Origin of the sequence: Saccharothrix sp. S26 (assembly GCF_021390395.1) — a bacterium.
GTDB lineage: Bacteria > Actinomycetota > Actinomycetes > Mycobacteriales > Pseudonocardiaceae > Actinosynnema.
The window spans coordinates 328,356-349,978 of the sequence record NZ_JAJUWT010000006.1 but is presented as its reverse complement, the minus strand read 5'-3'; the positions used below and the strand labels follow the sequence as shown (position 1 = coordinate 349,978).

At 71.7% G+C, this 21,623-nt stretch carries 18 protein-coding genes, 1 tRNA gene and 1 pseudogene; 14 read left to right on the top strand and 6 right to left on the bottom strand.

Translation table 11 applies throughout. The features are described 5' to 3' along the window. Window positions 1–6 precede the first annotated feature (6 nt). Window positions 7–978, top strand: coding sequence for an RNA-binding protein with serine-rich domain 1 (locus LZG04_RS12210; protein WP_233815938.1), 972 nt, complete (start codon window positions 7–9; stop codon window positions 976–978). A gap of 723 nt (window positions 979–1,701) precedes the next feature. After that, window positions 1,702–1,784 (top strand) — tRNA-Leu (locus tag LZG04_RS12200). A gap of 58 nt (window positions 1,785–1,842) precedes the next feature. Here LZG04_RS12200 and LZG04_RS12195 read toward each other — a convergent pair. From LZG04_RS12195 to LZG04_RS42995, 3 genes and pseudogenes are all read right to left on the bottom strand, one after another. Beyond that, the gene (locus LZG04_RS12195) at window positions 1,843–2,226 is read right to left on the bottom strand and encodes a zinc ribbon domain-containing protein (protein ID WP_233815937.1); all 384 of its coding nucleotides are present in this window, start codon (window positions 2,224–2,226) and stop codon (window positions 1,843–1,845) included. A 37-nt stretch (window positions 2,227–2,263) separates the two neighbouring features. Then, window positions 2,264–3,304: a recombinase family protein gene (locus LZG04_RS12190; RefSeq protein WP_233815936.1), complete on the bottom strand. Its 1,041-nt coding sequence runs from the start codon at window positions 3,302–3,304 to the stop codon at window positions 2,264–2,266. A gap of 277 nt (window positions 3,305–3,581) precedes the next feature. Further along, a pseudogene (locus tag LZG04_RS42995) lies at window positions 3,582–3,893 on the bottom strand (DUF6653 family protein); the annotation flags it as partial. 593 nt (window positions 3,894–4,486) lie between these two features. On the opposite strand from LZG04_RS42995, the gene LZG04_RS12185 reads away from it, so the two are divergent. From LZG04_RS12185 to LZG04_RS12165, 5 genes are all read left to right on the top strand, one after another. Further along, entirely contained in the window at window positions 4,487–5,071 is a 585-nt protein-coding gene (locus tag LZG04_RS12185) for a sigma factor (RefSeq protein WP_233815935.1), read from the top strand. Between the two features lie 179 nt (window positions 5,072–5,250). Then, complete coding sequence (locus LZG04_RS12180) at window positions 5,251–6,702, top strand: PP2C family protein-serine/threonine phosphatase (protein ID WP_233815934.1); 1,452 nt, start codon at window positions 5,251–5,253, stop codon at window positions 6,700–6,702. Next, window positions 6,699–7,064, top strand: coding sequence for an STAS domain-containing protein (locus LZG04_RS12175; RefSeq protein WP_233815933.1), 366 nt, complete (start codon window positions 6,699–6,701; stop codon window positions 7,062–7,064). Before LZG04_RS12180 ends, LZG04_RS12175 begins: the two co-directional genes overlap by 4 nt. Window positions 7,065–7,264: 200 nt before the next feature. Then, window positions 7,265–7,798 (top strand): hypothetical protein, encoded by a 534-nt coding sequence (locus LZG04_RS12170; RefSeq protein ID WP_233815932.1) that lies wholly within the window; start codon window positions 7,265–7,267, stop codon window positions 7,796–7,798. A gap of 231 nt (window positions 7,799–8,029) precedes the next feature. Beyond that, window positions 8,030–8,173, top strand: coding sequence for a hypothetical protein (locus LZG04_RS12165; RefSeq protein WP_233815931.1), 144 nt, complete (start codon window positions 8,030–8,032; stop codon window positions 8,171–8,173). A gap of 112 nt (window positions 8,174–8,285) precedes the next feature. Here the strand turns inward: LZG04_RS12165 and LZG04_RS12160 are convergent, their stop codons facing one another. Continuing rightward, window positions 8,286–8,837: a hypothetical protein gene (locus LZG04_RS12160; RefSeq protein ID WP_233815930.1), complete on the bottom strand. Its 552-nt coding sequence runs from the start codon at window positions 8,835–8,837 to the stop codon at window positions 8,286–8,288. Window positions 8,838–8,866: 29 nt separating this feature from the next. Beyond that, window positions 8,867–10,801 carry a sigma-70 family RNA polymerase sigma factor gene (locus tag LZG04_RS12155; RefSeq protein WP_233815929.1) on the bottom strand — a complete coding sequence of 645 codons (1,935 nt, stop codon included), beginning with the start codon at window positions 10,799–10,801 and terminating at the stop codon, window positions 8,867–8,869. 322 nt (window positions 10,802–11,123) lie between these two features. On the opposite strand from LZG04_RS12155, the gene LZG04_RS12150 reads away from it, so the two are divergent. From LZG04_RS12150 to LZG04_RS42460, 3 genes are all read left to right on the top strand, one after another. Next, complete coding sequence (locus LZG04_RS12150; protein ID WP_233815928.1) at window positions 11,124–11,585, top strand: hypothetical protein; 462 nt, start codon at window positions 11,124–11,126, stop codon at window positions 11,583–11,585. A gap of 316 nt (window positions 11,586–11,901) precedes the next feature. Beyond that, window positions 11,902–12,249: a hypothetical protein gene (locus LZG04_RS12145; protein WP_233815927.1), complete on the top strand. Its 348-nt coding sequence runs from the start codon at window positions 11,902–11,904 to the stop codon at window positions 12,247–12,249. Between the two features lie 372 nt (window positions 12,250–12,621). After that, the gene (locus LZG04_RS42460; RefSeq protein WP_233815926.1) at window positions 12,622–14,661 is read left to right on the top strand and encodes an RICIN domain-containing protein; all 2,040 of its coding nucleotides are present in this window, start codon (window positions 12,622–12,624) and stop codon (window positions 14,659–14,661) included. Between the two features lie 47 nt (window positions 14,662–14,708). Here LZG04_RS42460 and LZG04_RS12135 read toward each other — a convergent pair whose 3' ends face one another. Then, complete coding sequence (locus LZG04_RS12135; RefSeq protein ID WP_233815925.1) at window positions 14,709–15,734, bottom strand: LacI family DNA-binding transcriptional regulator; 1,026 nt, start codon at window positions 15,732–15,734, stop codon at window positions 14,709–14,711. 268 nt (window positions 15,735–16,002) lie between these two features. On the opposite strand from LZG04_RS12135, the gene LZG04_RS12130 reads away from it, so the two are divergent. From LZG04_RS12130 to LZG04_RS12115, 4 genes are read left to right on the top strand one after another with little or no spacing between them, the layout of a single operon-like run. Next, window positions 16,003–17,322: an extracellular solute-binding protein gene (locus LZG04_RS12130; RefSeq protein ID WP_233815924.1), complete on the top strand. Its 1,320-nt coding sequence runs from the start codon at window positions 16,003–16,005 to the stop codon at window positions 17,320–17,322. Beyond that, window positions 17,319–18,233 (top strand): carbohydrate ABC transporter permease, encoded by a 915-nt coding sequence (locus LZG04_RS12125; protein WP_233815923.1) that lies wholly within the window; start codon window positions 17,319–17,321, stop codon window positions 18,231–18,233. Before LZG04_RS12130 ends, LZG04_RS12125 begins: the two co-directional genes overlap by 4 nt. Further along, window positions 18,230–19,141, top strand: coding sequence for a carbohydrate ABC transporter permease (locus tag LZG04_RS12120; protein WP_233815922.1), 912 nt, complete (start codon window positions 18,230–18,232; stop codon window positions 19,139–19,141). The genes LZG04_RS12125 and LZG04_RS12120 overlap by 4 nt, the downstream gene beginning before the upstream one ends. Window positions 19,142–19,181: 40 nt before the next feature. Further along, window positions 19,182–21,548 (top strand): glycoside hydrolase family 3 N-terminal domain-containing protein, encoded by a 2,367-nt coding sequence (locus LZG04_RS12115; RefSeq protein ID WP_233815921.1) that lies wholly within the window; start codon window positions 19,182–19,184, stop codon window positions 21,546–21,548. Window positions 21,549–21,623 lie beyond the last annotated feature (75 nt).

Here is a 21,623-nt window from a genome sequence, read left to right as displayed (position 1 = left end):
CCGGCCATGACCACGCAGGAGCGGTTATCGGTCGGGCACGTCACCGCGGCCGCGGCTCTCACCACCGTCGGCTGGGTGCTGCGCGCGGCCGGCGTCGTGCTGTTCATCGGCGCGTTCGTGCTGTCCCGGCAGAACCTGTCCGTCTGGCTGGACGACCCCGACCTGGGCTGGCCCACCACGATCCTGCTCAAGATCGTGACCGCGGTCGTCGGCGGCGTCGTCTTCGAGATCGGCCACCTGTCCGTCGTGTGGGGCAAGAGGTTCCGCACCCGCCCCATGACCTCGTTCGACGCGCTCCCCGGCACCCGCTACGTCCTCTACCTGCGCTCGTTCCACACCGACACCGCCCTCGCGACACCCCCGGAACTGCCGGGCAACCCCGTCGGCACCCTCCTGTCCCGCCGCGGCCTGACCCGCGAAGAACACCTGATCCGCTACTTCGGCACCTACGGCCAGGTCGTCGCCATCGGCCGCCCCGGTGAACGCGCACCCCAACTGGGAGCCCTGCGCGGTTACGTCACCGGCCCGGATTGGCAGAGAACCGTCACCGATTTGATCCGGCACGCGCACCTCGTCGTCCTCTCCGCCACCCCGACCCCCGGCACGGTGTGGGAGTTCGTCGAATGCCTCCACACCATCGCCTCACCACAACGCCTGGTCCTGCTGCTCTCCGACAGCCCGACCGACTACACCGCATTCCGCACCGCCGTCACCCGGGAATACGCCACCAGAACAAAACCCGACCGACCACCACTGCCGGCGTTACCCGACTACACCCCACTTAACCCGGATCCGGACCCCAACCACCCCGTCCGCGCCCTGATCACCTTCGACCACCGGTGGCAACCGACCCTGACCCGGTTCCACCCCATCGGCAAAAAGGACGCCGGCACCATCTGGCAACGCGACCGCCTCGCCGACCACCAACTGAACGAGGCTTTGGCCCCCCAAAAACAACTCCCCCCACTCACCCCCTGACCCCCGCCCCCACCTCGAGCTCCCCCACCCACCGTGCCACCTCAACCACCTCAGTGACACCCACCCGAGCAACCACCTCACCCACCGCACCCATCACCGAATTCCGACCGGTCCCGCGCCCACGTCCGAACCCAGGACCGGCCACCCCACGACGGGCCTGACCCACTACCGCGAATCGGGCCTTTGCCGATCCGCCGTCGCCGCTCGCCCAATAAGCGTCCGCGCCGCCACATGAGCCTGATCCAACCCGACCGCGAGCAACGTGGCACGAATAACCGAGACCGGAACCCGGTTCCTCAGCGCGAGCGAAGTGCGCTCAGTCTCGATGTCGAGCCGAGTAGCGACGTCAGCCGGCAGCATCACCGGCACCAGATCGGTGACGTCGTCGTAGATGAGAGGAGGAACTTCATTAGTCACCGCGCCAGCGTCGCCGGTCGGAACAACAAAAACCAGTGCCCAATAGGCTGACGATGCGGACCTCCAAGCCCCCGGTCCCACCGAACACGCCGACCCACCCCCAACACCTCACCTCACCCCCACCGAGCCCACCGACGCTCCCGCCCCACCTGGACCCCCAACCACCCGATCGCGCACCCACACCTCCCCCAACTCTCCCTCCACCATGACCCACCCCCCTGACCAGCACAAACCTCAACCAACCCCCCCGATTTGGACCACGGAAGACGATCATGTAATCTATGCGCACACCACGGCGAGAGCCGAGTCCGGGTGGCGGAATGGCAGACGCGCTAGCTTGAGGTGCTAGTCCCCGCAAGGGGGTGGGGGTTCAAGTCCCCCCTCGGACACAGTTTTACCCCACGGGTTCGATCTTGAGTTTATCAGATCGGACCCGTGGTTTCGTGTTTACGCGGCCCGCAGGATCGGGCGAGGCAGCTCGACCGACACTCCGTCGGCGGTGCACACAATCATGATGTGGCGGGCGCGGAGCTGGGCGGCGACGAGGCTCGGGCTCGCGACCACAGGCATGTGCAGGGCGTGACCGATCCTGGTGATCAGGTGGTCCTCGCGTAGGTACAGGGTGGCTGGCGCGTGCTCGGTGCGCGGGCCGGTGTGGCCGTGACGGCAGCGATAGCCCGGGCGGCCGTGAACCCAGTGGCTGTCCATGCGTCGACTGCATGTGTCGCAGCGCAACAACCCGGCGAACAGGTACTCACGGCTCTCGCCATCCTGGTTCGGGCGACCGGAACGCATCCGCTGGATCGCGACGAAGTCGGCCTCGCTGCCCAACTGGGCATGGGAGCGCTGACGGGACAGCACCCAACGGTCAGTCGGGTTCCACCGGGTCACGCGGCGGTGCCTGCGCCCCCCCCGGCGTGTGGTGGTCGTGGTCGACGCTCTGCCGGTTCCACACCTGCCAACCGGTATAGCGCGGATTGGCCAGGATCGACGCCACCGACTGCACGGTCCACCGGCGGCGGGTGCGGTGTCGGTTGCGCTCTGGATCGTGCTCGGCAGGGCAGGGCGTACCTTGCCGGTTGAGCGTGGCGACCAGGTCCTTCACGCTGTGTCCGGCCCGACGTTCGGCGAACAGCCACCGCACGGTGGGCGCGGTCTCCGGGTCGGGCTCCAGGCGGTAGACGCACCGGCCGCGACGAGCTTCGGCGAGGTTCGGGTGCGGGCCCGCAGGCACCAACCGGTAACCGTAGGGGGCACGGCCCCCGAGGTAGCGACCGTGGTCACGGGTCTGGATGCGCATGGCGGCCATCGCCCGATGCCGCGCCCGGATCACCTCACGCAGCGACTGCTCCCCCGACATCCTGATCAACGCCCGGTGCTCCGGGTCGTCCAGGTCCAGCGGACCACCCCCCTCGGGCAACCACACCTGAACCCCATACCGGCGACACAACGCGACGATGTGCTGGATCTGATCCCCGGCGAACCCGCGCTCGAACTCCCCCACGACGATCGCGTCGAACCCGCGATCCGGATCCCGGATCGCCGCCAACAACTCCGCAGCCTCCGGACGATCCCGCCACCGATCACGCCCCGGCCGACCGGCATCGAAGAACCGCGCCACGATCCGACCACGCCCGGCGACCAACACCTCGCACACCTCCAACTGCCACGCCCGCGACGTCTCCGGATCCTGGTGCTCGATGGTCGAGGTACGACCGTAGAAGGCGAACCGCAACCCGCCCACCTCCGCAGGTCCCGGGTGGGCTCCGCGGACGCCGTAGGTGTCGTCCTCGGTCCACAGCCCCATCCAGTCGGTCAGCACATCCCGGTCGCATAGAGCCGTCACGGTCGCCTCCGATGTCCGCGCTGGGAATCCGACCTTGCCGCAATTGCCGGCGCACTCGTCCAATCAGCCCGGATCGGCCGCACGGCATCACTTGTGCTATCCACTTGCGGACAGCACACGGCCACGCTCCGATAGCCGAAGTCGTAGCTGTAGCACGCGATCGGGTGGAGTGGCTGCCCCATCGACCGCTGTCCTGAACACCGCCGACACTCCGAAATCCGCGAAGCGGCACTGCACAGGCAGCGGCCTCACATGTCGACACAGCCGGTCGAGGTAGTCGAGGGGCAAGCTGCTCGACCTGCTCCCACGTCCGGCCGAAGCGGTCGATGCGCCACAGCTGCGCCACGACGACCACTGTCGCGCCGAAGACCGTCGGCCACACCTCCAGCGCGACCAGGCCCCACGCGATCAACGCGAATCCCGCGCCGCCCAGCGCGACGAACAGTCCCGGTGCGACGTGGCGGACGGGCGGGCCCACGGTGCGGTCGCACGGCCAGGTGCGGTCGCCGTGGACTCCGCGCGCCGCCCAGCCATGGGGCGGGTCGATCGGCGGGGACACGCGCGGGTTGACGAACTGCCCCACCACGACGCCGCCGATCGGCGCCAGGCTCCACCAGCCGACCCAGGTGTGGCTCCGGATGGCGAACGGCATCGCGGGGATGGCGGCGAAACACGTCGACACGCTCCATGGTTCGCGCGCCGACGCCACCTCTCGTCGTCCATCCGGAACGGTCCGGCCGCCGCTTCGGCGATGTCCGCGGCGACTCCTAACCCGTGAGTGCTTCGAGTTCGGCCACCGCCGTCGCGAGGCCGTTCTCTGTTCTGACGGTGTGGTGTGCGACACCACGTGGTCGCGGCGGTGCCGGGTCGCAGCCCGGGCCGGGTGCTGCCGACCGGGTGCTGGTCGTGGGCGCCGCCGTGACCACCACCTCGTTCTCCGGTCTGCCGCGTCCGGACCGTTCCTGCGACGGCCGGAGCCGGAGTCACCTGTGATTCCCGTGGTCGAGTCCAGTGCAGCCGATCGGCGGGCGGGTCGCACGCTGGCTCACCCGGTCGGGGACCGGCCGCCGTGGTCACTGCGGTTCCGGACGCCGTCATGGTGGTCCGGGTGCACCCGTCCACCGCGGGCACACGGTGTGACGAACCGCCCTCGGCGGGGGCCGGCGTGCGGGCCTTCACGGGTGGTGCCCGGATCGGGTTACGCCGCCGGTTGCAACCGTCCACATCCGTTCGGGGGCTTTGATCATGTTCGGACATCGGCAGGACCGGCTCGCCCCGGCGGGGCGTGACGCCGGCGGGCTGTCGTTGCGGCGGTCGTTGACCGGTGCCGCCCGGTGGCGACGTGCGGCGTTCGCCCGGTTCTACGATCGGGTCGCGGGGCGGGTGTTCGGGTTGGCCCGGCTGATGTTCGACGATCCGGGGCGGGCCGAGGAGGCGGCGCTGGAGGCGCTGACCGGCCTGTGGCGCGACGCGCCGCGCTACGACCCCGACCACGACGCCGGGATCTGGACGATCGTGCACGCGCACCGCCTCCTGGTCGACCGTGTCCGCGCCGGCCACGACACCACCCGCGACCCGGCGCCCGCCGATCCTGCCACCGACCTCTCCGCGAAGCCGTCCTTCGAGGTGCCCCCGGCAGTGCGGGACCTGCTGCACGACCTGCCCTGGGAGCAGGCGCGGGCGTTGACGCTGGTCTGGTACCGGGGCCTGACCTACCGCGAGGCGGCACACCGACTGGGAGTGCGGCCGGGCGTCGTGGCCAGCCTGGCCCACACCGACGTGCTGCGCCTGCACGACCGGCTGACCCCCACCGTGCCGCCTCCCCGCTGACGACGGGGTCCACGTCTGCGGCCCGCTGGGGTCTCGCGGTCGGCGGTTGGGGTCGCCGGTGCCGCTCGTGCTCGCCCGAATGGGTGGTCCCGGGGTGTTTGCGGTGTGTCGGGGTTGGTTAGGTTGCGTGTGGTGGTCGGCGTATCGGGATGCCGGTCCCTGGTGGAGGAGGCCCGCAGGTGGTGCCACAGCGGCTGGGTGCGTCATCCGCCGGTCACGGCCGTGACACGCCGGTGCCGGTGCCGCAGGACGAGGAGCGGAGGATGGCGGCGGTGCGCCGCTACGACATCCTCGACACCCCGCCGGACGGGGCTTTCGACCGGGTCGCGGCCCTGGCCGCGAGGTTGTTGAAGGTGCCGGTGGCGTCGGTGACCATCGTCGACGAGGATCGGATCTGGTTCAAGGCCGCCCACGGCTTGGACGGCGTGAGCGAGATCGAGCGTGATCCGGGTCTGTGCGCCTCGGCGATCTGCCAGGACGGCGCACTGGTCATCCCCGACACCCTGCTCGACCCGGTCGCCTGCGGGAACCCGCTGGTGACGGGGGCGATGGGGGTGCGGTTCTACGCCGCCGCCCCGATCACGACCTCCGACGGGTACCGGTTGGGCACGGTCAACGTCCTGGACACCCGCCCCAGACTGGTCACCGAGGACGACACCGACACCCTGGCCGACCTCGCCGCGATCGTGATGGACGAGCTGGAGCTGCGGCTGTCCGCACTCGGCGCGGTAGGCGCCGAACAGCGCCGCCGCCAGGCCGAAGCCGAGCGGGCCGAGACCGAGCGGAAGGCGCGGGAGCAGGCCGAACGCGACACGGCCGCGATCACGGAGTTCGCCGCCACCCTGCAACAGACCCTGCTGCCACCGGTCCTGCCCGCGGTTCCCGGGATGGAACTGGCCTGCCACTACCACCCCGCCTCCGTGCAGCAGGTCGGCGGCGACTTCTACGACGTGTTCCCCCTCGGCGGCGACACCTGGGGGTTCTTCCTGGGCGACGTGTGCGGCAAGGGCGCGACGGCGGCGGCGCTGACGTCGCTGACCCGCTACACCCTGCGCGCCGCCGCCCACCAGCACCCCGACGACCCGGTCGCGGTGCTGGAGGTGTTGAACAGCGCGCTGCTGCTGGACCCGGCGGTGGGCACCCGGTTCTGCACCACCCTGTACGGCACCCTCACCCCCGCGGGCGACGGGGTCGCGGTCCGGTTGGGCGGCGGCGGACACCCGCCGGCGTTGCACCTGGCGCCCGACCCCACCGGGACCGGGGGTGTGCGGGTGCGGCCGGTGGAGCTGCCCGGCGCGATGCTGGTCGGCGCCCTGCCCGACGCCCGCTTCGCCGCCACCACCGTGCACCTGGCACCCGGCGAGGCGCTGCTGCTCTACACCGACGGCCTGACCGAGGCCCGCGACACCGACGGAGAGCTGCTGGACACCGCAGGAATCGCGGCGATGCTGGCCGCCCGCACCGGCCCCACCACCGCGACCGCGGTCGTGGCCGACACCGTCGCCTTCCTCACCGGCCTGCCCCACGGCATCGACGACGACGTCGCCCTGCTCGCCCTCGGCGTCCCCACCGCCACCGGCACCGGGGTTGCCACCGCCGCCGCATCCGCCGGGAGCGCTGACCGCCGATGACCAGACCGTTCCAGCTCGACCTGCGGCACATCGGCAACGGCTGCGCCGTGCTCGCCGTCACCGGCGACCTCGACCCCGCCACCGCACCCCACCTGCGCGAACAGGGCCAAGCACTGCTGGCCGACGGCCCGGTCCAGTTGCTGCTGGACATGTCCCGGGTGGACTTCTGCGACTCCTCCGGCCTCAGCACCGTCCTCGGCCTGTGGCAACAGGCCCGTGCCGGCGGCGGCAGCCTCGGCCTGGTCGCCGTCCCCGACCGGCTGGCCCGCCTGCTGCGCATCACCGCCACCGACACCCTCATCACCGTCCACCCCGCCGAAGACCTCGACCGCCTGACCACCTCCGCCACCGAACCCGCCTGACACCGAACCCCGCCTGGCTCCGACCGGGTGCGCCGGACCGGCGCCCGGCGCCGGGTTCCACCCCGGTGGAGCCGGGCCCACCCGATCTGCGGTGGCGGCATCGGTCTCCGATCCTGGCGGTGGGTGCCGGCGCGGACAGTCCGGGAGGGCCGGTTGTCACGAGCATGTCCACCCACGCGTCGGCGCCCGCCACCGCTATCGTGACCGATCGTGCGCACCACCTCACCCACCGTGCGGCGTCGCCCGCGCCCCGGCACGCGACGCCCGCGATGACCGACGCCCCGCCGCCACCGGCGTCCTCACCGCCCGACGGGCCGGACCGGGTGACGTTCGCGCTGATCACCCCGACCGGCGGGCTGCTCACGCGCACCGCCGACGGCCGTGCCGTGCCCGACGAGTGGGGCATCCCCTACCAGGAGACGCTGTGGGCGGCGGTCGCCGCGGCGGTGGACCCGCACCGGCGGCTGGTCAACGGCCTGGCCCTGGACGCCGGGATGCGCGCCAAGATCGCCGACGTCTCCGACGCCGTGGCCGCCACCATGCCCGAGCTGTACCCGCCCAACCCGCCGGCCTGGGCGATGCTGACCGCCCTCGGGGCACCGCCCGGACGGTGGCACGGCGCCGTGGCGATCACCGGCACCGAGGACGACGACGGCATCACCGCCGCGCTCACCGAGCACCAACTGGCCTTGATCGCCGAGGCCCACCGCCAGGCGCTGCGTCCCCACCGGTGACGGTGCGGCCGCAACGCGGCCGGCGCACGGCACCGGAGCGCCAGTCGGCGGCCGTGTTGCGGGAGATGCCGCAGCCGGAGCACAGCGGGTTCGGCTGGGGCTACAACGGCGGCGGGACCAGTGCCGCCCGCGGCGGCGATCCTGGCCGACGCCCTGGGACCTGGACGCGGGCGAGTTCGACGTGATAGAGGCCGAGGACGAGATGACGACCCGCGCACGGTCCTGTACGACGTGGGCCGGGCGTTGGGGTCGCTGTCGGAGACCACCGAGCAGGTCGTCACCACGCAACGGCTGGCCGTCGCGCTGCGCCGGGGTGAACAGGCGCTGCGCGCCCACACCGAGTCCGACGACCGCACGGGTCGGGGCGGCGACTGACCGACCCCAGGCCGCTGCCGTCGTGCTGCGGCCGGGCGGCCGACTGTTCGACCGACCACCTCCGACGCCCGTCCCAGCCCGCGGTCACACCGCCGCCGGCGCCCGGCTCCGGTCACAGGTCGCGGCGGTGTTCCACGAGCCAGGTGGCGACCTGGTGCAGCTCCTTGGTGGTGCGCCCCTTGGTGAGGCTGCCCGACGCGGCGTACATCGCGGCCAGCATGTCCGGTCCGGTGTAGACGGTTCGGTCACCGTTCCCGGTGGTCCAGGTGCCGTCGACGAGCACGGCCTCGGCGTGGAACGGCCCGGTCCCGCACTCCGGCGCCACCGAGGGCCTCCCGGACCGTCCGTCGGCCGGCTCGACCCTGGCGGGCGGGGCGGTGGGGATGGACTCGTCGGCGTCCCCGGACTCGCCCGGCGAGTGGTCGGCGGGCTCCTCCACCGGCGCCTCCGCAGGGGTCGACCCGTCTGCCGCGCCGGAGGACGTCGTCCACGTGGCCGAGGGCCGCACGCTGCCGCCCTGCGGCCAGGGCTGCCCGCCGTGCTCGGTGGAGCCGGCGTTCCGCGTCTCGGCCGGCGTGTCCGACATCGAGATCGCGAGGGGGACCGACACCGCGGTGATCGCGCCGAGGACGGCGGCCACCACGATGGGCCTCTTGAAGTTCACGGATGGCTCCTTGACGAGGGCGGTGTGCGTCAGCGGACGCAGCGCGCGCGGCCGGTGGTGATGTTGCGGTAGTTGGTGAAACCGTCGTCGTAGTTGAGCGCCCAGCGGGCCGACGGGTCGGGTGCGGCGGTGTCGGCGGTCCAGTACCAGGTCTTGTTCGCGGTGTCCGGGAACGCGGCCACGTCGATCGCCGGGGCCACCCGGGAGTCGTCGACCGTGGAGGACAGCTCGCGCAGGCCGGGCAGGCGCCACCGGTGCCCGCCGATCGCCAGGGCCGCGCAGTACGCGGTGGCCTCCTGCGCGGTCATGGCGGTCGGTGAGGTGCCGCGCTGCCAGGTGAGGCCGGTGTTGGGGTCGGTGACCTGGTCCGCGGTGATCCGGTAGGACGGTCTGCCGGAACCGGTGGCCGAGCGGACACAGCGCACGTGGTACAGGTCCACCTGGCGGCCGCCGTTGGTGGCCAGGCCCTCGTAGAAGTTCATCCTCCAGGCCAGAGCCATGTGGGGGTGGATGGCCCACGGGGTCGCGGTCCAGAAGAACCTCGGTGGCGTGCCGGGGAAGGCCTCCACGTCGATGGCCGGCTGGGCGCGGCTGTGGTCGGCGATGGAGGTCAGCTCCACGCGGGTGGGCAGCCGCCAGCCACCGCCGGCCAGCGTGAGGCCGGCGCAGTACTGCTTGGCGGCGGCCCAGTCGAGCACGGTCGGTGCGATCCCGCGCTGCCAGACGAGGCAGGTGACCTGGTCACGCACGGTGCCGTCGCCGAGGATGGCGTACGCCGCCGGGTTGGGGCGTCCGGCGGCGGGCGGGTTGGGCACCGGCCAGTTCGCCCAAGGGGCGCCGGGTCCGTGTTCGGACGGGCAGCCGGTCGTGAGCGGGCTCGCCGCACTGACCGTAGCCGCCGTGGTCGTGACCGTGGTGGTGGTGGTGGTGGTGGTGATCGTCGTGGTCATGCTCGTCGTGGTGGACGGCGGTCCGGGCAGGACGGTGGTGACGGACGGCGGGTCGGCCTGCTGGGCGGCGGGTGTCGGAGGGTCGGGCACCGCGGCGTAGGCGACCGCGGCGGCGACCAAGGCCGTCGCCACGCCCGCTGCCACGGTCTTGGCGGCGGTCGACCGGGGCGCGCGGAGGAATCCGCCGTGCTTCGCCCCCTCGGCGGCGACCGCGACACCCGCGGCACCCTCGGTCGTCGACGCGGCGGCGACCGCGACGGCGAGCCCGGCGGGGACGGGAACCAGCAAGGCGCCGATGAGGAGCCGTTCGGCGGGGATGCGCTCGCGCGACGGCAGGGAGCAGGCGGGGCAGTCCCGCACGTGCCTGCCGATCCGCTTGCGCCACAACGGCGCGGGCACGCCGTCCCAGCCGGCGAGCACCGAGGACAGCGCGGAGCAGGTCGGAGTGCGGGAGAGGGCTTCGACCACCGACCGGCCCACCGCCAACTGGTCGAGCATCCGCTGGACGCGCACCCCGGCATAGGCGACGGTCGTGTCGAGGCCGGCGGCCGTGTCCTCCCGCCGCATCTCCCCCGCGTTCTCCAACCACCACAGCGAGAGCACCAGCCGGTGGTCCGCGTCGAGCCAGCGGGCGGCCTCGGCCACCTGCCTGCGCTGCCCGGACAACCGCAGTCGCAGGATCGCCAGCCCTTCGAAGTCCGCCACTGGCTCGGGTGCGGTGTCGAGGGCCACCGTGCGCCGTGCCGCCGCCTGCTGCCGCGCGCCGACCTCGCGCGCGGTGATGGTGATCAGCCAACGCCGGAAGCTGTCCGGCCGGCGCAGCGCCGCCAGCCCTTCGACCACTCGGAGCATGGTTTCCTGCACCACGTCGTCGATGTCGGCCACGCTGCTCAGCGCCCGGCCGGCGAGGTTGTACACCAGTGGCAGATGCGTCCGGACCAGCTCGTCCAGAGCTTTCCCGTCACCGCTCTGGGCGGCGACCACCAGGCGGCGGAGGTCGCGCGGGTCACTCACTGCTTAATCACCATTTCCCTCGACCGCAGACCCGACGACAGGTCCGCCAACGTTCATCAGCTGCCATTCGGCGAGTGGAGCAGAACCGTAACGCGAGAATTCCAGGGTGACAAGGTGGATAACTTGACGAGGACACATTACCCAAAGGCTCCGATCGGACGTGACGGGCACCACAGCGAAAAAGTGATATGCGATCGACCACTATTTCCTCCGGCGCTTGAGGTTTGTGGCGGAGGTCGAGCGGACCATAAAGTGCGAGCGGTGATCCGCGTCCCACTGATACTTTTTCGCAAGGAGCGGTGCAGCATGAAGCGTCGTCGCGTTGTCAACAGCGTTAGCCGTGGTCCTGGCGACGGCCACGCCCGCACAAGCCCGGGACATCGCCTCCGTGCTCACCGCGTGCGCCGACGGTCAGCTCCACGCCGGGAAGGTCGGCGCCGCCCTCGGCGGTGACGACAAGGTCCGCGGTTTCGCCTCGTACACCCACAGCACCGCCTGCGGCGACGAGATCACCTACTTCGAGGGCTCCGGCGCGAGCTGGACCTCCGCTTCGACCGGGCTGCACGGCGAGGTCGTCGACGTGGCGGCCGACAGCACCGGCGTCTACCTGCTCCACATCACGCACCAGGCAGGCGGGGCGCGGGAGCTCCGGGTCCTCCGGCGCTCCTTCGGCGGCACGATCACCCTCCACCAGCCGCTGACCCGGCTCGACCCGGGCGCCGGACTGGACGGTCGGGGAAGCATCGTCGCGCACGGCGGCGGTTACCACGCGGTGTGGCCGTAGTACCACGCCGCCACCGGCTTCTACCAGCTCTGGCAGAGCACCACCATGCACGGCAACAGCCCCGACCCGGGTGTGCCGCACATCCCGCGCTGGGACGCGCCGCAGCTGCCCACACCGCTGGTGCCGATCTTCAGCGACACCCACCCCGCCCTGGCGCTGACTCCGGACGGCCAGGCCCGGCTGTTCTGGCAGCGAGCAGCGGCCGACGGCAGGAAGGACCTGCTGATGGCCGCGGGTGGGCACGGCGCGTGGGGCGGCACCGTCCAGGTCGCCGCCGGGGCGGCCGTCAGCAACCCTCGATCTCGCGGTGACGCCCGTGCGGACCTTCGCGAGCTGGACCACCACCTCGCCGAACGGCACGGACACGGCCGTGGTCGGCTCGGCCGGCGGCGCGATCGGCGGAGCCTTCACCCTGAGCGCGCCGCCCGCCGTTCCGGACTACTTCGAGACCTACGACGTGCACCTACAGGCCAGTTCCAGCACGGCCCTGATCGCGTACGGCGCGGCCGACGCCCCGCCCGGGCGGGCGTTGAGCGGGTTCAACAACGGCTCGAACCCGTGGGTGGTCTCCGACCCGACGGGCGGGATCCCCGGCAGCATCGATTCCTTCGGCGTCGCCGCGCTGACCTACCACGGTGGTAGCCGGACCACGACGCTGATCTAGAGCGGTCATCGTCTGTACGCGATCTCTTCCTGATCCGCGGCCGGGTGCGACCTTTTCCGATCATGTCCCCGTCGCGCCCGGCGGCGTCGGTGGAAAACCGATTACACCACGCCCCCGACCACCGCGAACAGCCTACGCGAAAGTCTTACGCAAGCCGTTGCGCCGCACGTTCCACGTGCTTGACTCCCCACAGCAAATCAGCTCAGTGAGGAGCTTCGCACGATGCGACGAATCGCAGGAAAACGACTCGCCGCGGTTGCCGTGGCGGCGGGTTTGGCGGTGACGGGGGCACCTTCGGCGGCGGCGTACCAGCCGGTGCCGTCGGCACTTTTCACGGCGCAGAATCCCGACACGTGCAACAAGCGGCCGTGTGTGCTCTACCCGAAGGCGGCCCAACTCCCCGGTGGAAGGCTGGTCGGGTCCTTCGAGAACAGCCAGTCCGCCGTGGTCGGGCAGACGTTGCCGGTCTACCGCAGCGACGATTCCGGCACGACCTGGCAGAAACTGGCCGACGTCAAGGCGCCCGCCTACGCGTCGACCGATCCCCAGGTGGCCAAGTACACCAGCAACTGGACGAACCCCTACCTGTACGTGCTGCCGCACGACGTGGGTGCGCTCAAGGCCGGCACGCTGCTGCTCGCCAGTGTCGTCTCCGGTGACGACGCCTACTACCGGGAGCAGAAGGCGGCGAACCCGGCTTGGGCGCCGTCGGGCGACGGCGACCGCGCGGACGTGGCCATCGCCCTGTACTCCAGCACCGACCAGGGCGCGTCCTGGGCGTTCCGGAACGTCGTCGCCGCCGGCGGGTGGCAGGGCGGCAGCGCGGGCGCGGTCGGTCGCACGTCCGCCGCGAACACCTACCGGCAGGTCGACCCGGTCTGGGAGCCCCACCTCATCGCCCACCAGGGCAAGCTGGTCGCCTACTACTCCGACGAGAACGACTACCTCGGTCACGACCCGGCCACCGGCGTGCTGATCCCCGACCCGGACAACGCCACCGCGCCGGACTCGCACGGCCAGGTCCTGGCCCACCGCACCTGGGACGGGACGTCGGCGGCGTGGAGCGCCCCCGTCGTGGACGTGGCGGGCACGGTCGTGGACCGCGGCAACGGCAAGCGGCAGATCGGCGGCGGCCGGCCGGGGATGACGACGGTGGCGCCGACGACCGACGGCAAGTGGCTGCTCACCTTCGAGTACTTCGGGGGCGGCGACAACGTCCGTTACAAGCTCGCCGACGACCCTCTGCGCTTCTTCGCCACCGGTGGCGCCGGCGGCGCGAACATCTCCGCGCTGCCCGTGCCCGCCGGGCAGTGGGCCCTGTCGCGCGGTGGCAGCCCGGTGCTCACCTCGATGCCCGACGGACGCATCCTGTACAACGCGGCGGGCAGCGGCTCGGTCTGGGTGAACGAGTCGGGTCGCTCCGACGGGCAGTGGAAGGAGTACCGCACGCCGATGCCCCCCGGCTACAGCCGCGCACTGCAACACGTCGCCGGCACCGACCGGGTGCTCATCCTCCAGGCGGCGTGGGCGGGCGGCTCGACCGGCCCGGTCCTCCACGCCGACGTGGACCTCGGACGGTCCGCGGGCGACTACGCGCTGGTGGTGAACCGGGCGACCGGGCAGGTCCTCGCCACCGAAGCCGGCAAGACGCAGGACGCGAACCTGACCGGGGACGCTCCCGACGTCGTGCTGGCCCCGCGCAGCGCGACGCAGGCCACGCAGCGGTGGCACCTCACCACCAAGGGCTCCGGCATCACCCTGTTGAACAAGGGCGGCGGGCGGGCGCTCGCGATCTGGGGCGGTACCGCGGCCGCCGGCACGCGGCTCGCCCAGTGGGTCGACGACGGTGCGTCGGACAAGCTCTGGACGTTGCAGCCGGCCGCGGACGGCCACTACAAGCTGCGGTCGGTCCGCGACCCGGGGCTGTACGCCACCGCCGGGACACCGGGCGGGCCCGTCACCCTGGCCAGGGCCCTCGACGCCGCTGCCGACGACGCACAGGAGTGGCAGGTCGTCACCGAGCCCGCCCCCGCGTCGGTGTTCGCGCTGCGCGGCACGCAGTCCGGGCGCTGCCTGGACGTGCCCGACGGCGCGACCGGGGTGCCGGTCCAGGTCTACGACTGCGTCGGCAACGCCAACCAGCGCGTCACCGCGACCCCGGCCGGTGAGCTGCGGGTGGGCAGCGGCTGTCTGGCCGCCGAGGCCGACCGCACCACACCCGGCACGCGGGTGATCCTGTGGCCGTGCAACGGCAGGACGAGCCAGCAGTGGTCGTTCCGGCTCGACGGCACGATCGCCAACCGCGCCAACGGCCTGGTCCTCGACGTGACCGCCTTCGGCACGGCCAACGGATCACCGGTCCAGCTGTGGACGGCGACGGGCGGCGCGAACCAGACGTGGAGCCGCGGGTAGCCCATCCGCGTGAACCGTCCTACCCGGACAGGTCCGGGTAGGACGGTTCACACCGTGGTCGAGAGCGCTGCGGTGGAGTCGCGGACGACGAGCGTGGTGGCGAGTTCCACCCGTTGTGAGGCGGGGCTGATGCCGTTGGCGAGCTGGAGCAGGATGCGGGTGGCCTCGAAGCCCATCTCCGCGAACGGCTGACGCACGGCAGTCAGGGGTGGCGCGGCCATCGCCGCGACCGACGTGTCGTCGAACGACACCACGGAGAGATCACCGGGCACCAGCCGACCGCACCGGCGGGCCGCCTCCAGCACGCCCAACGCCTGGGCGTCGCTGGCCGCGAAGACCGCGGTCGGCGGGTCGGTCGTGCCCAGCAGGTCCACGCAAGCGACCACGGCCTCGTCGTAGTCGAAGTCCGTCGCGCGGACCAGGAGGGGGTCGTAGGCGATCCCGGCCTCGTCGAGCGCGGCCCGGTACCCGTGCAGGCGGGCGCTGCCCGCCAGCGAGTGCGGCCGCCCGGCGAGCATGCCGATCCGCCGGTGCCCGAGACCCACCACGTGGGCGACGGCGTCGCGGGCGCCGCTCCAGTTCGTGACGCCGATGCTCGGGATCTCCGACTCCGGCGGGCTGAGCGGGTCGATGAGGACGACCGGCAGGCCCTGGTCGAGGACGCGCCGCTGGTCGTGCTCGGTGAGCATCGAGATCACGATCACCAGACCCGCCGCGCCCATCTTCTGGCACTCGTCCAACCACGCCGACATCGACCGGGCCACGGTCGTCCCCAACGTGGCGCCGGCCCCGAACCCGGCGGCGGCGTCGACGATCCCGCGGGCCACCTCCAACGTGTACGGGCCGACGAGGTCGCGGAACACCGCGAGGATCTGCGGCGGACGCCCTTCGGCTTCTCCCGGCCGCACGTAGCCGTGCTCGGCGAGCAACGCCTCGACCTTGGCCCGGGTGCGCTCGCCGACGTCGCGACGGCGGTGGACGACCTTCGACACCGTCGCCGCGGACACCCCCGCTTCGCGTGCCACCACGCTGAGCACGCCGTACTTGCCACCGTTGGCGGCGAGACCTCCCACGACCTTCCTCCACCGGTGCGGTCCGCTCCGACCGCCGCACGTCCTGCCGCGCGCCGTCACCGGACGATATCCGCCGGTTCGGGACGACGGAAGAAGCCCTCCGAAAGTCTTTCGCAACCGATGCCTCTCAGCGCTTGCCCACGAGCAGCGACAGGGGCACTGTCTGCGACAACGACCGGGCGTGACGCCACGACGGTCACGAAAATTTCCGCTCCGCGGCTCTCGCGGGCGAATGAGATCAGGATTGCGATAACAAGGGAGTTCACGCATGTCCGTTTCACCCTTGTCCGGGATCGCCAGGCGGCGGTTCCTGGCCGCCACGGCGGTCGCCGCGGCCGGTGTCGTGCTCGCCGCCTGCGGTACCGCCGGCCCGGGCGGCGAGCCGGCGGCCGGGACGGCTGCGCTCACCATGTGGGCGCTCAACGACCAGACGGTGCTCAAGGCATCGGTCGACGCCTACAACACCGACCACCCGGACGCGAAGATCGACCTGCAGCTCTACGCCAACGACGACTACAAGCAGAAGATCCGCGTCGCGTTCGGCGCGGGCCAGGCACCCGACCTCTTCTTCAACTGGGGCGGCGGCGGCCTGCGCGATTACGTCAAGGCCGGGAAGGTCGCCGAGGTGCCCACCGCCGTGGACGCCGACCGGTTCACCCCCAGCGTGCTCAAGACGGCCACGTTCGACGGCAAGCTTTACGGCGTTCCGTGCAACGGCCTCGCACCGGTGGTCCTCTACTACAACAAGAAGGTCCTGGCCGACGCCGGCCTGCAGCCGCCGAAGACCTGGGACGACCTGCTCGCCGCAGTCGGCACGCTGAAGGGCAAGGGGATCACGCCGATCTCGCTCGCCGCGGGCAGCAAGTGGCCGACCCTGATGTGGGAGGAGTACCTGCTCGACCGCGTCGGCGGCGCCGACCTGTTCTCCGCCGTCGAGGCGGGCGACAGCACCGCCTGGACCAAGCCCGCGGTGACCGAGGCCAACAAGCTGCTGCGCGAGCTGGTCGACGCCGGCGCCTTCGGCGACAGCGCGTCCTCGCTCACCTACGACCAAGGGGCGTCGACCGCGCTGGTCTACACCGGCAAAGCGGCCATGGAGCTCATGGGTACCTGGGAGTACGCCAACTTCGCCAAGGCCGCCCCGGACTTCGTGAAGTCCGACCTCGGCTACACCACCTTCCCGACCGTCCCGGGCGGCGCGGGCGAGGAGAAGGCGATCGTCGGCAACCCGTCGAACTTCCTGTCGGTCAACGCCGCGAGTTCCACCGAGAAGCAGGCCGCCGCCGCGGAGTACCTGTCGAAGTACGTCCTCAACACCGACCAGGTCGCGAAGTTCCTCGACTCCGGCACCGTGCCCCCGGTCATGGACCTGGAGCGCACCCTCCAGGACTCGACCTCGCCGGACAAGGACTGGATGTGGTTCGTGTACGACCTGGTGAACGAGGCGCCCACGTTCCAGCTGTCCTGGGACCAGGCGCTGCCCTCGACCTCGGCCGACCCGCTGTTGACCAACATCGACAAGGTCTTCCTCGGGCAGCTCGAACCCGAGCGGTTCGGGCAGGAGATGAGCAAGGTCGCAGGTTCATGACCGCGACCCCTCACGCGGGTCGGACCGCCCGGCGGCGTCGCGTCAGCGGCGCCGTCATGGCGGCTCCCGCCCTGCTGCTGTTCGGCCTGTTCGGGGTCTTGCCGCTGGGCGGCGTGCTCGTCCTGGGCTTCGCCGACTGGGACGGCCTAGGCACCATCAGCTGGTCCGGCGCGGACAACTGGACCGCGGTCTTCACCGACGCCGCGACCTGGGACGCGCTGTGGCTGACGGTGAAGGTCATGGTCATCAGCTGGGTGGTGCAGACCCCGATCTCGCTGGCGCTCGGCGTGTTCCAGGCGCCCGCCGCCCGGTGGCGGGCCGTCCTCGCCGTGCTGTGGTTCCTGCCGCTCGTCCTCTCCGCCGTGGCCATCGGCCTGGCGTGGCAGGCTCTGCTGGACCCGTCGTTCGGCCTCGGCTCCGTGCCGGGTCTCGGGTTCCTCGCCGAGCCGCTGCTGGGCTCGCCGGACCTGGCCCTCTACACCGTCATCTTCGTGATCGCGTGGCAGTTCATCCCGTTCCACGCGCTGCTGTACCAGGCCGGGGTGCGGCAGATCCCCGCCGCGCTGTACGAGGCGGCGGCCATCGACGGCGCGTCCCGGGTCCAGCGGTTCCTCGTGATCACCCTGCCGCAGCTGCGCTACACGCTGATCACGTCCAGCACGCTGATGCTGATCGGGTCGCTGACCTACTTCGACCTGATCTTCGTCCTCTCCGGTGGCACCGGCGGGCCGGGCACCGCGACCAGGGTGCTGCCGCTGGCCATGTACATCACCGGGTTCCAGTCGCACGACATGGGCCGCGCCAGCGTGCTCGCCACGACGCTGGTGGTCTTCGGCCTGGTGCTGTCGCTGCTCATCACCCGCCTGTCGCGGTTCACCGCGATGGACAGCCAGCAGGAAGGGCTGACATGACCACGACGACCAGCCGGACCACTCCCCCGTCCCGGGTCGTACTCGGCCAAGCGGCCGGCGGCGGTCGGCGCGGTTGGACGCACCCGGCGACGCGGACGGCCCGGCACGTCGTCGTCGGCGCGTCGTCGCTGTTCTGGACGGCGCTGGTGGTGGTGCCGCTGTACTGGATCGTCATCACCAGCCTCCGCGACCAGGCGGACTTCTTCACCACGTCGCCGCTCACACCGCCCTCGGACCCCACGCTGGACAACTACGGGCTGGTGTGGTCGTCGGGCTTCCCCACCTACCTGCTCAACAGCGTCATCGTGACCGTCGCGGCGGTGGCGCTGACCTTGGCCGCGGCGCTCATGGCCTCCTACGTCGTGGTCCGGTTCAACAGCCGGTCGTCGAGGTGGTTCTTCCGGTTGTTCCTGCTGGGACTGGCGATCCCGTTGCAGGCGGTGATCATCCCGGTGTACCTGCTCATCATCGAGCTGCACCTCTACGACAGCCTGCTCGCGATCGTGCTGCCCTCGGCGGCATTCGCCATCCCCGTGGCGGTGCTGGTGCTCGTCGGGTTCCTGCGCGACGTGCCCCGCTCGCTCTACGAGGCCATGGACATCGACGGCGCGGGCGAGTGGCGCATCCTGTGGTCCCTCGTGCTGCCCCTGACCCGCCCCGCCCTGACCACCGTCGCCGTCTACAGCGGACTGCAGGTGTGGAACGGGTTCCTGTTCCCCCTGATCCTCACCCAGAACCCGGACCGGGCTGTGCTCCCGCTGGCGTTGACCGCGTTCCGCGGCCAGTTCGGCATCAACGTCCCCGCCACCATGGCCGCAGTCGTGCTGTCCACCCTGCCGGTCCTCGCCCTGTTCATGATCGGCCGCCGCCAGCTCGTCGCCGGCCTCACCGCAGGCTTCACCAAGTGACCGCGGCCCACCCCCTTACCCGCTCGAAGGATGACACCCGATGAGTTCTGCCCAGACCACGTCGACGCCGCGCGACGGGACGGACACGCCAGTGTGGCGCGACACCACCAGGACGGTGGGTGAACGGGTCGAGGCGCTGCTGGCCGAGCTGACACTTCCGGAGAAGGTCGCCCAGCTCGGCAGCGCGTGGGAGGACGTCGAGCCCGCCGGGCCCGAGGTGGCGCCCGGCACCAGCGTGCTGGGTATCGTCGGCCCGCTGGACGAGACCGCCCGGCACGGCATCGGCCAGCTCACCCGCCCCTACGGCACCGTGCCGCGCGACGCGCTCGACCACGCCCGCCACTACGCCCGCCGCCAGCGGCAGGTCATCACCCAGAGCCGCCTGGGCATCCCCGCGATGGGCCACGACGAGTGCCTGACCGGCGTCACCGCCTTCGGCGCGACGATCTACCCCACCCCCCTGGGCATGGCGGCGACGTTCGACCCGGCGCTGATCGGCGAAGTCGGGGCCGCCATCGGCGCCGACCTGGCCGAAGCGGGTGTGCACCAGGGCCTCGCGCCGGTGGTGGACGTGATCCGCGATCACCGCTGGGGGCGCTGCGAGGAGACGTTCGGCGAAGACCCGTACCTGGTCGGCGAGATGGGCGCCGCCTACGTGCGCGGCATCCAGTCCGCTGGCGTGGTCGCGACGCTCAAGCACTTGGCCGGGTACTCCGCCTCCGTCGGCGGACGCAACCACGCGCCGGTCCACATGGGACGCCGCGAGCTGTTCGACGTCATCCTGCGCCCGTTCGAACGGGCGGTCGCGGAGGGTGTCGGATCGGTGATGAACAGCTACGCCGACCTCGACGGGGACGCGCCGGCCGCCAGCCACTGGCTGCTCACCACCGTCCTGCGCGACACCTGGGGCTTCGAGGGAACCGTGGTCTCCGACTACTGGTCCATCCCCTTCCTGGTCACCTCCCACCGGGTCGCCACCGACGACGGCGACGCGGGCGTGCGCGCCCTCACGGCGGGCATGGATGTCGAACTGCCTGATCAGCGCGGGTTCGGCACACGCCTGGTCGACGCCGTCACACGCGGAGACGTCGACGAAACCGTAATCGACCGCTCGGTACGCCGAGTCCTGCGCCAGAAGATCACCGCCGGCCTGCTCGACCCCGACTGGAGCCCGGAACCGCCCGGCCTGCGCCGAGGCGGCCTGGACCTGGACAAACCCGCCTCACGGGCACTGGCCCGCCGCGTCGGACAGGCGAGCACCGTGCTGCTGGCCAACAACGGGGTGCTGCCGCTGTCCGGCAGCGGTCGGGTCGCGGTCATCGGGCCGTGCGCGGACGAGGCCAGGTCGATGTTCGGCTGCTACTCGTTCCCCAACCACGTCCTGTCCGACCGCCCGGAGCTGGGTCTGGGTGTCGACGCCCCGACCTTCCGCGAGGCCCTCGTCGCGGAACTGCCGGATGCCTCCTTCGACTACACGCAGGGCTGCCCGGTCCGCGAACCCGACACCTCCGGCATCCAGGAGGCCGTCGCTCTCGCTCACGCGGCCGACATCGTGCTGCTGGCCGTCGGCGACCTGCCCGGCATGTTCGGCGTCGGAACGTCGGGCGAGGGCTGCGACGTCGAAGACCTGCGCCTGCCCGGCGTCCAGGAAGCGCTGGTCGACGCGGTCCTCGCCACCGGCACGCCGACCGTGCTGCTGGTGTGCAGCGGCCGCCCCTACGCCGTCGGACGGTTCCACGACCGCGCCGCCGCGATCGTCCAGACGTTCCTGCCGGGAGAGGAAGGCGGCCGCGCGGCCGCAAGCCTGCTCGCCGGGCAGGTGAACTTCCGCGGCAAGCTCCCCGTGCAGATCGGCTCCTCCCCCGGCGGGCAGCCGCACACCTACCTGCACGCGCCCCTGGGCGGCAAGCAATCGGCACTGTCCAACCTGGACCCGACCCCGACCTTCCCCTTCGGCCACGGCCTGTCCTACACCACGTTCGACATCAGGGACCTGCGCGTCGACCGGGAGCACGTCGGGTGCGACGAGGAGTTCGAGGTGTCCGTCGAGGTCTCCAACACCGGCGGCCGGGCAGGCACCGAGGTCGTGCAGCTCTACGCCACCGACCCCGTGGCCCAAGTCGCCCGCCCGGTCCGCGCCCTGCTCGCCTTCGCCGCCGTCGACCTCGCCGCCGGGGAACACGCCACCGTCGTCTTCCGCGTGCACGCCGAGCACTTCGCCTACACCGGTCTCGACGGCCACCTCGTCGTCGAACCCGGCGTGATCGCCCTGGCCGCAGGGCGGTCGAGCGAAGACCTCCCCGCCACCACCGAGGTGCGGCTCACCGGACCCGCCCGGAAGCTGCGCAAGCGCGAACGCGAACACGTCGCCCACCAGGTCGTCACCGGGGTGGCCGCCCGCCGGTGACGCATGGCCAGGGCAACGTCCGAGGTGCGTCGCCCGACCGGTGCGCGTCCTGTCCGTCTCTCCCCGGGCAGGACG

Excerpts from the sequence above, each read along its gene's own strand:
- LZG04_RS12210 (WP_233815938.1), top strand. The coding sequence starts at position 7 with ATGACCACGCAGGAGCGGTTATCGGTCGGGCACGTCACCGCGGCCGCG.
- LZG04_RS12185 (WP_233815935.1), top strand. The coding sequence starts at position 4,487 with ATGTTCGGACATCGGCAGGACCGGCTCGCCCCGGCGGGGCGTGACGCC.
- LZG04_RS12175 (WP_233815933.1), top strand. The coding sequence starts at position 6,699 with ATGACCAGACCGTTCCAGCTCGACCTGCGGCACATCGGCAACGGCTGC.
- LZG04_RS12130 (WP_233815924.1), top strand. The coding sequence starts at position 16,003 with ATGTCCGTTTCACCCTTGTCCGGGATCGCCAGGCGGCGGTTCCTGGCC.
- LZG04_RS12125 (WP_233815923.1), top strand. The coding sequence starts at position 17,319 with ATGACCGCGACCCCTCACGCGGGTCGGACCGCCCGGCGGCGTCGCGTC.
- LZG04_RS12120 (WP_233815922.1), top strand. The coding sequence starts at position 18,230 with ATGACCACGACGACCAGCCGGACCACTCCCCCGTCCCGGGTCGTACTC.
- LZG04_RS12115 (WP_233815921.1), top strand. The coding sequence starts at position 19,182 with ATGAGTTCTGCCCAGACCACGTCGACGCCGCGCGACGGGACGGACACG.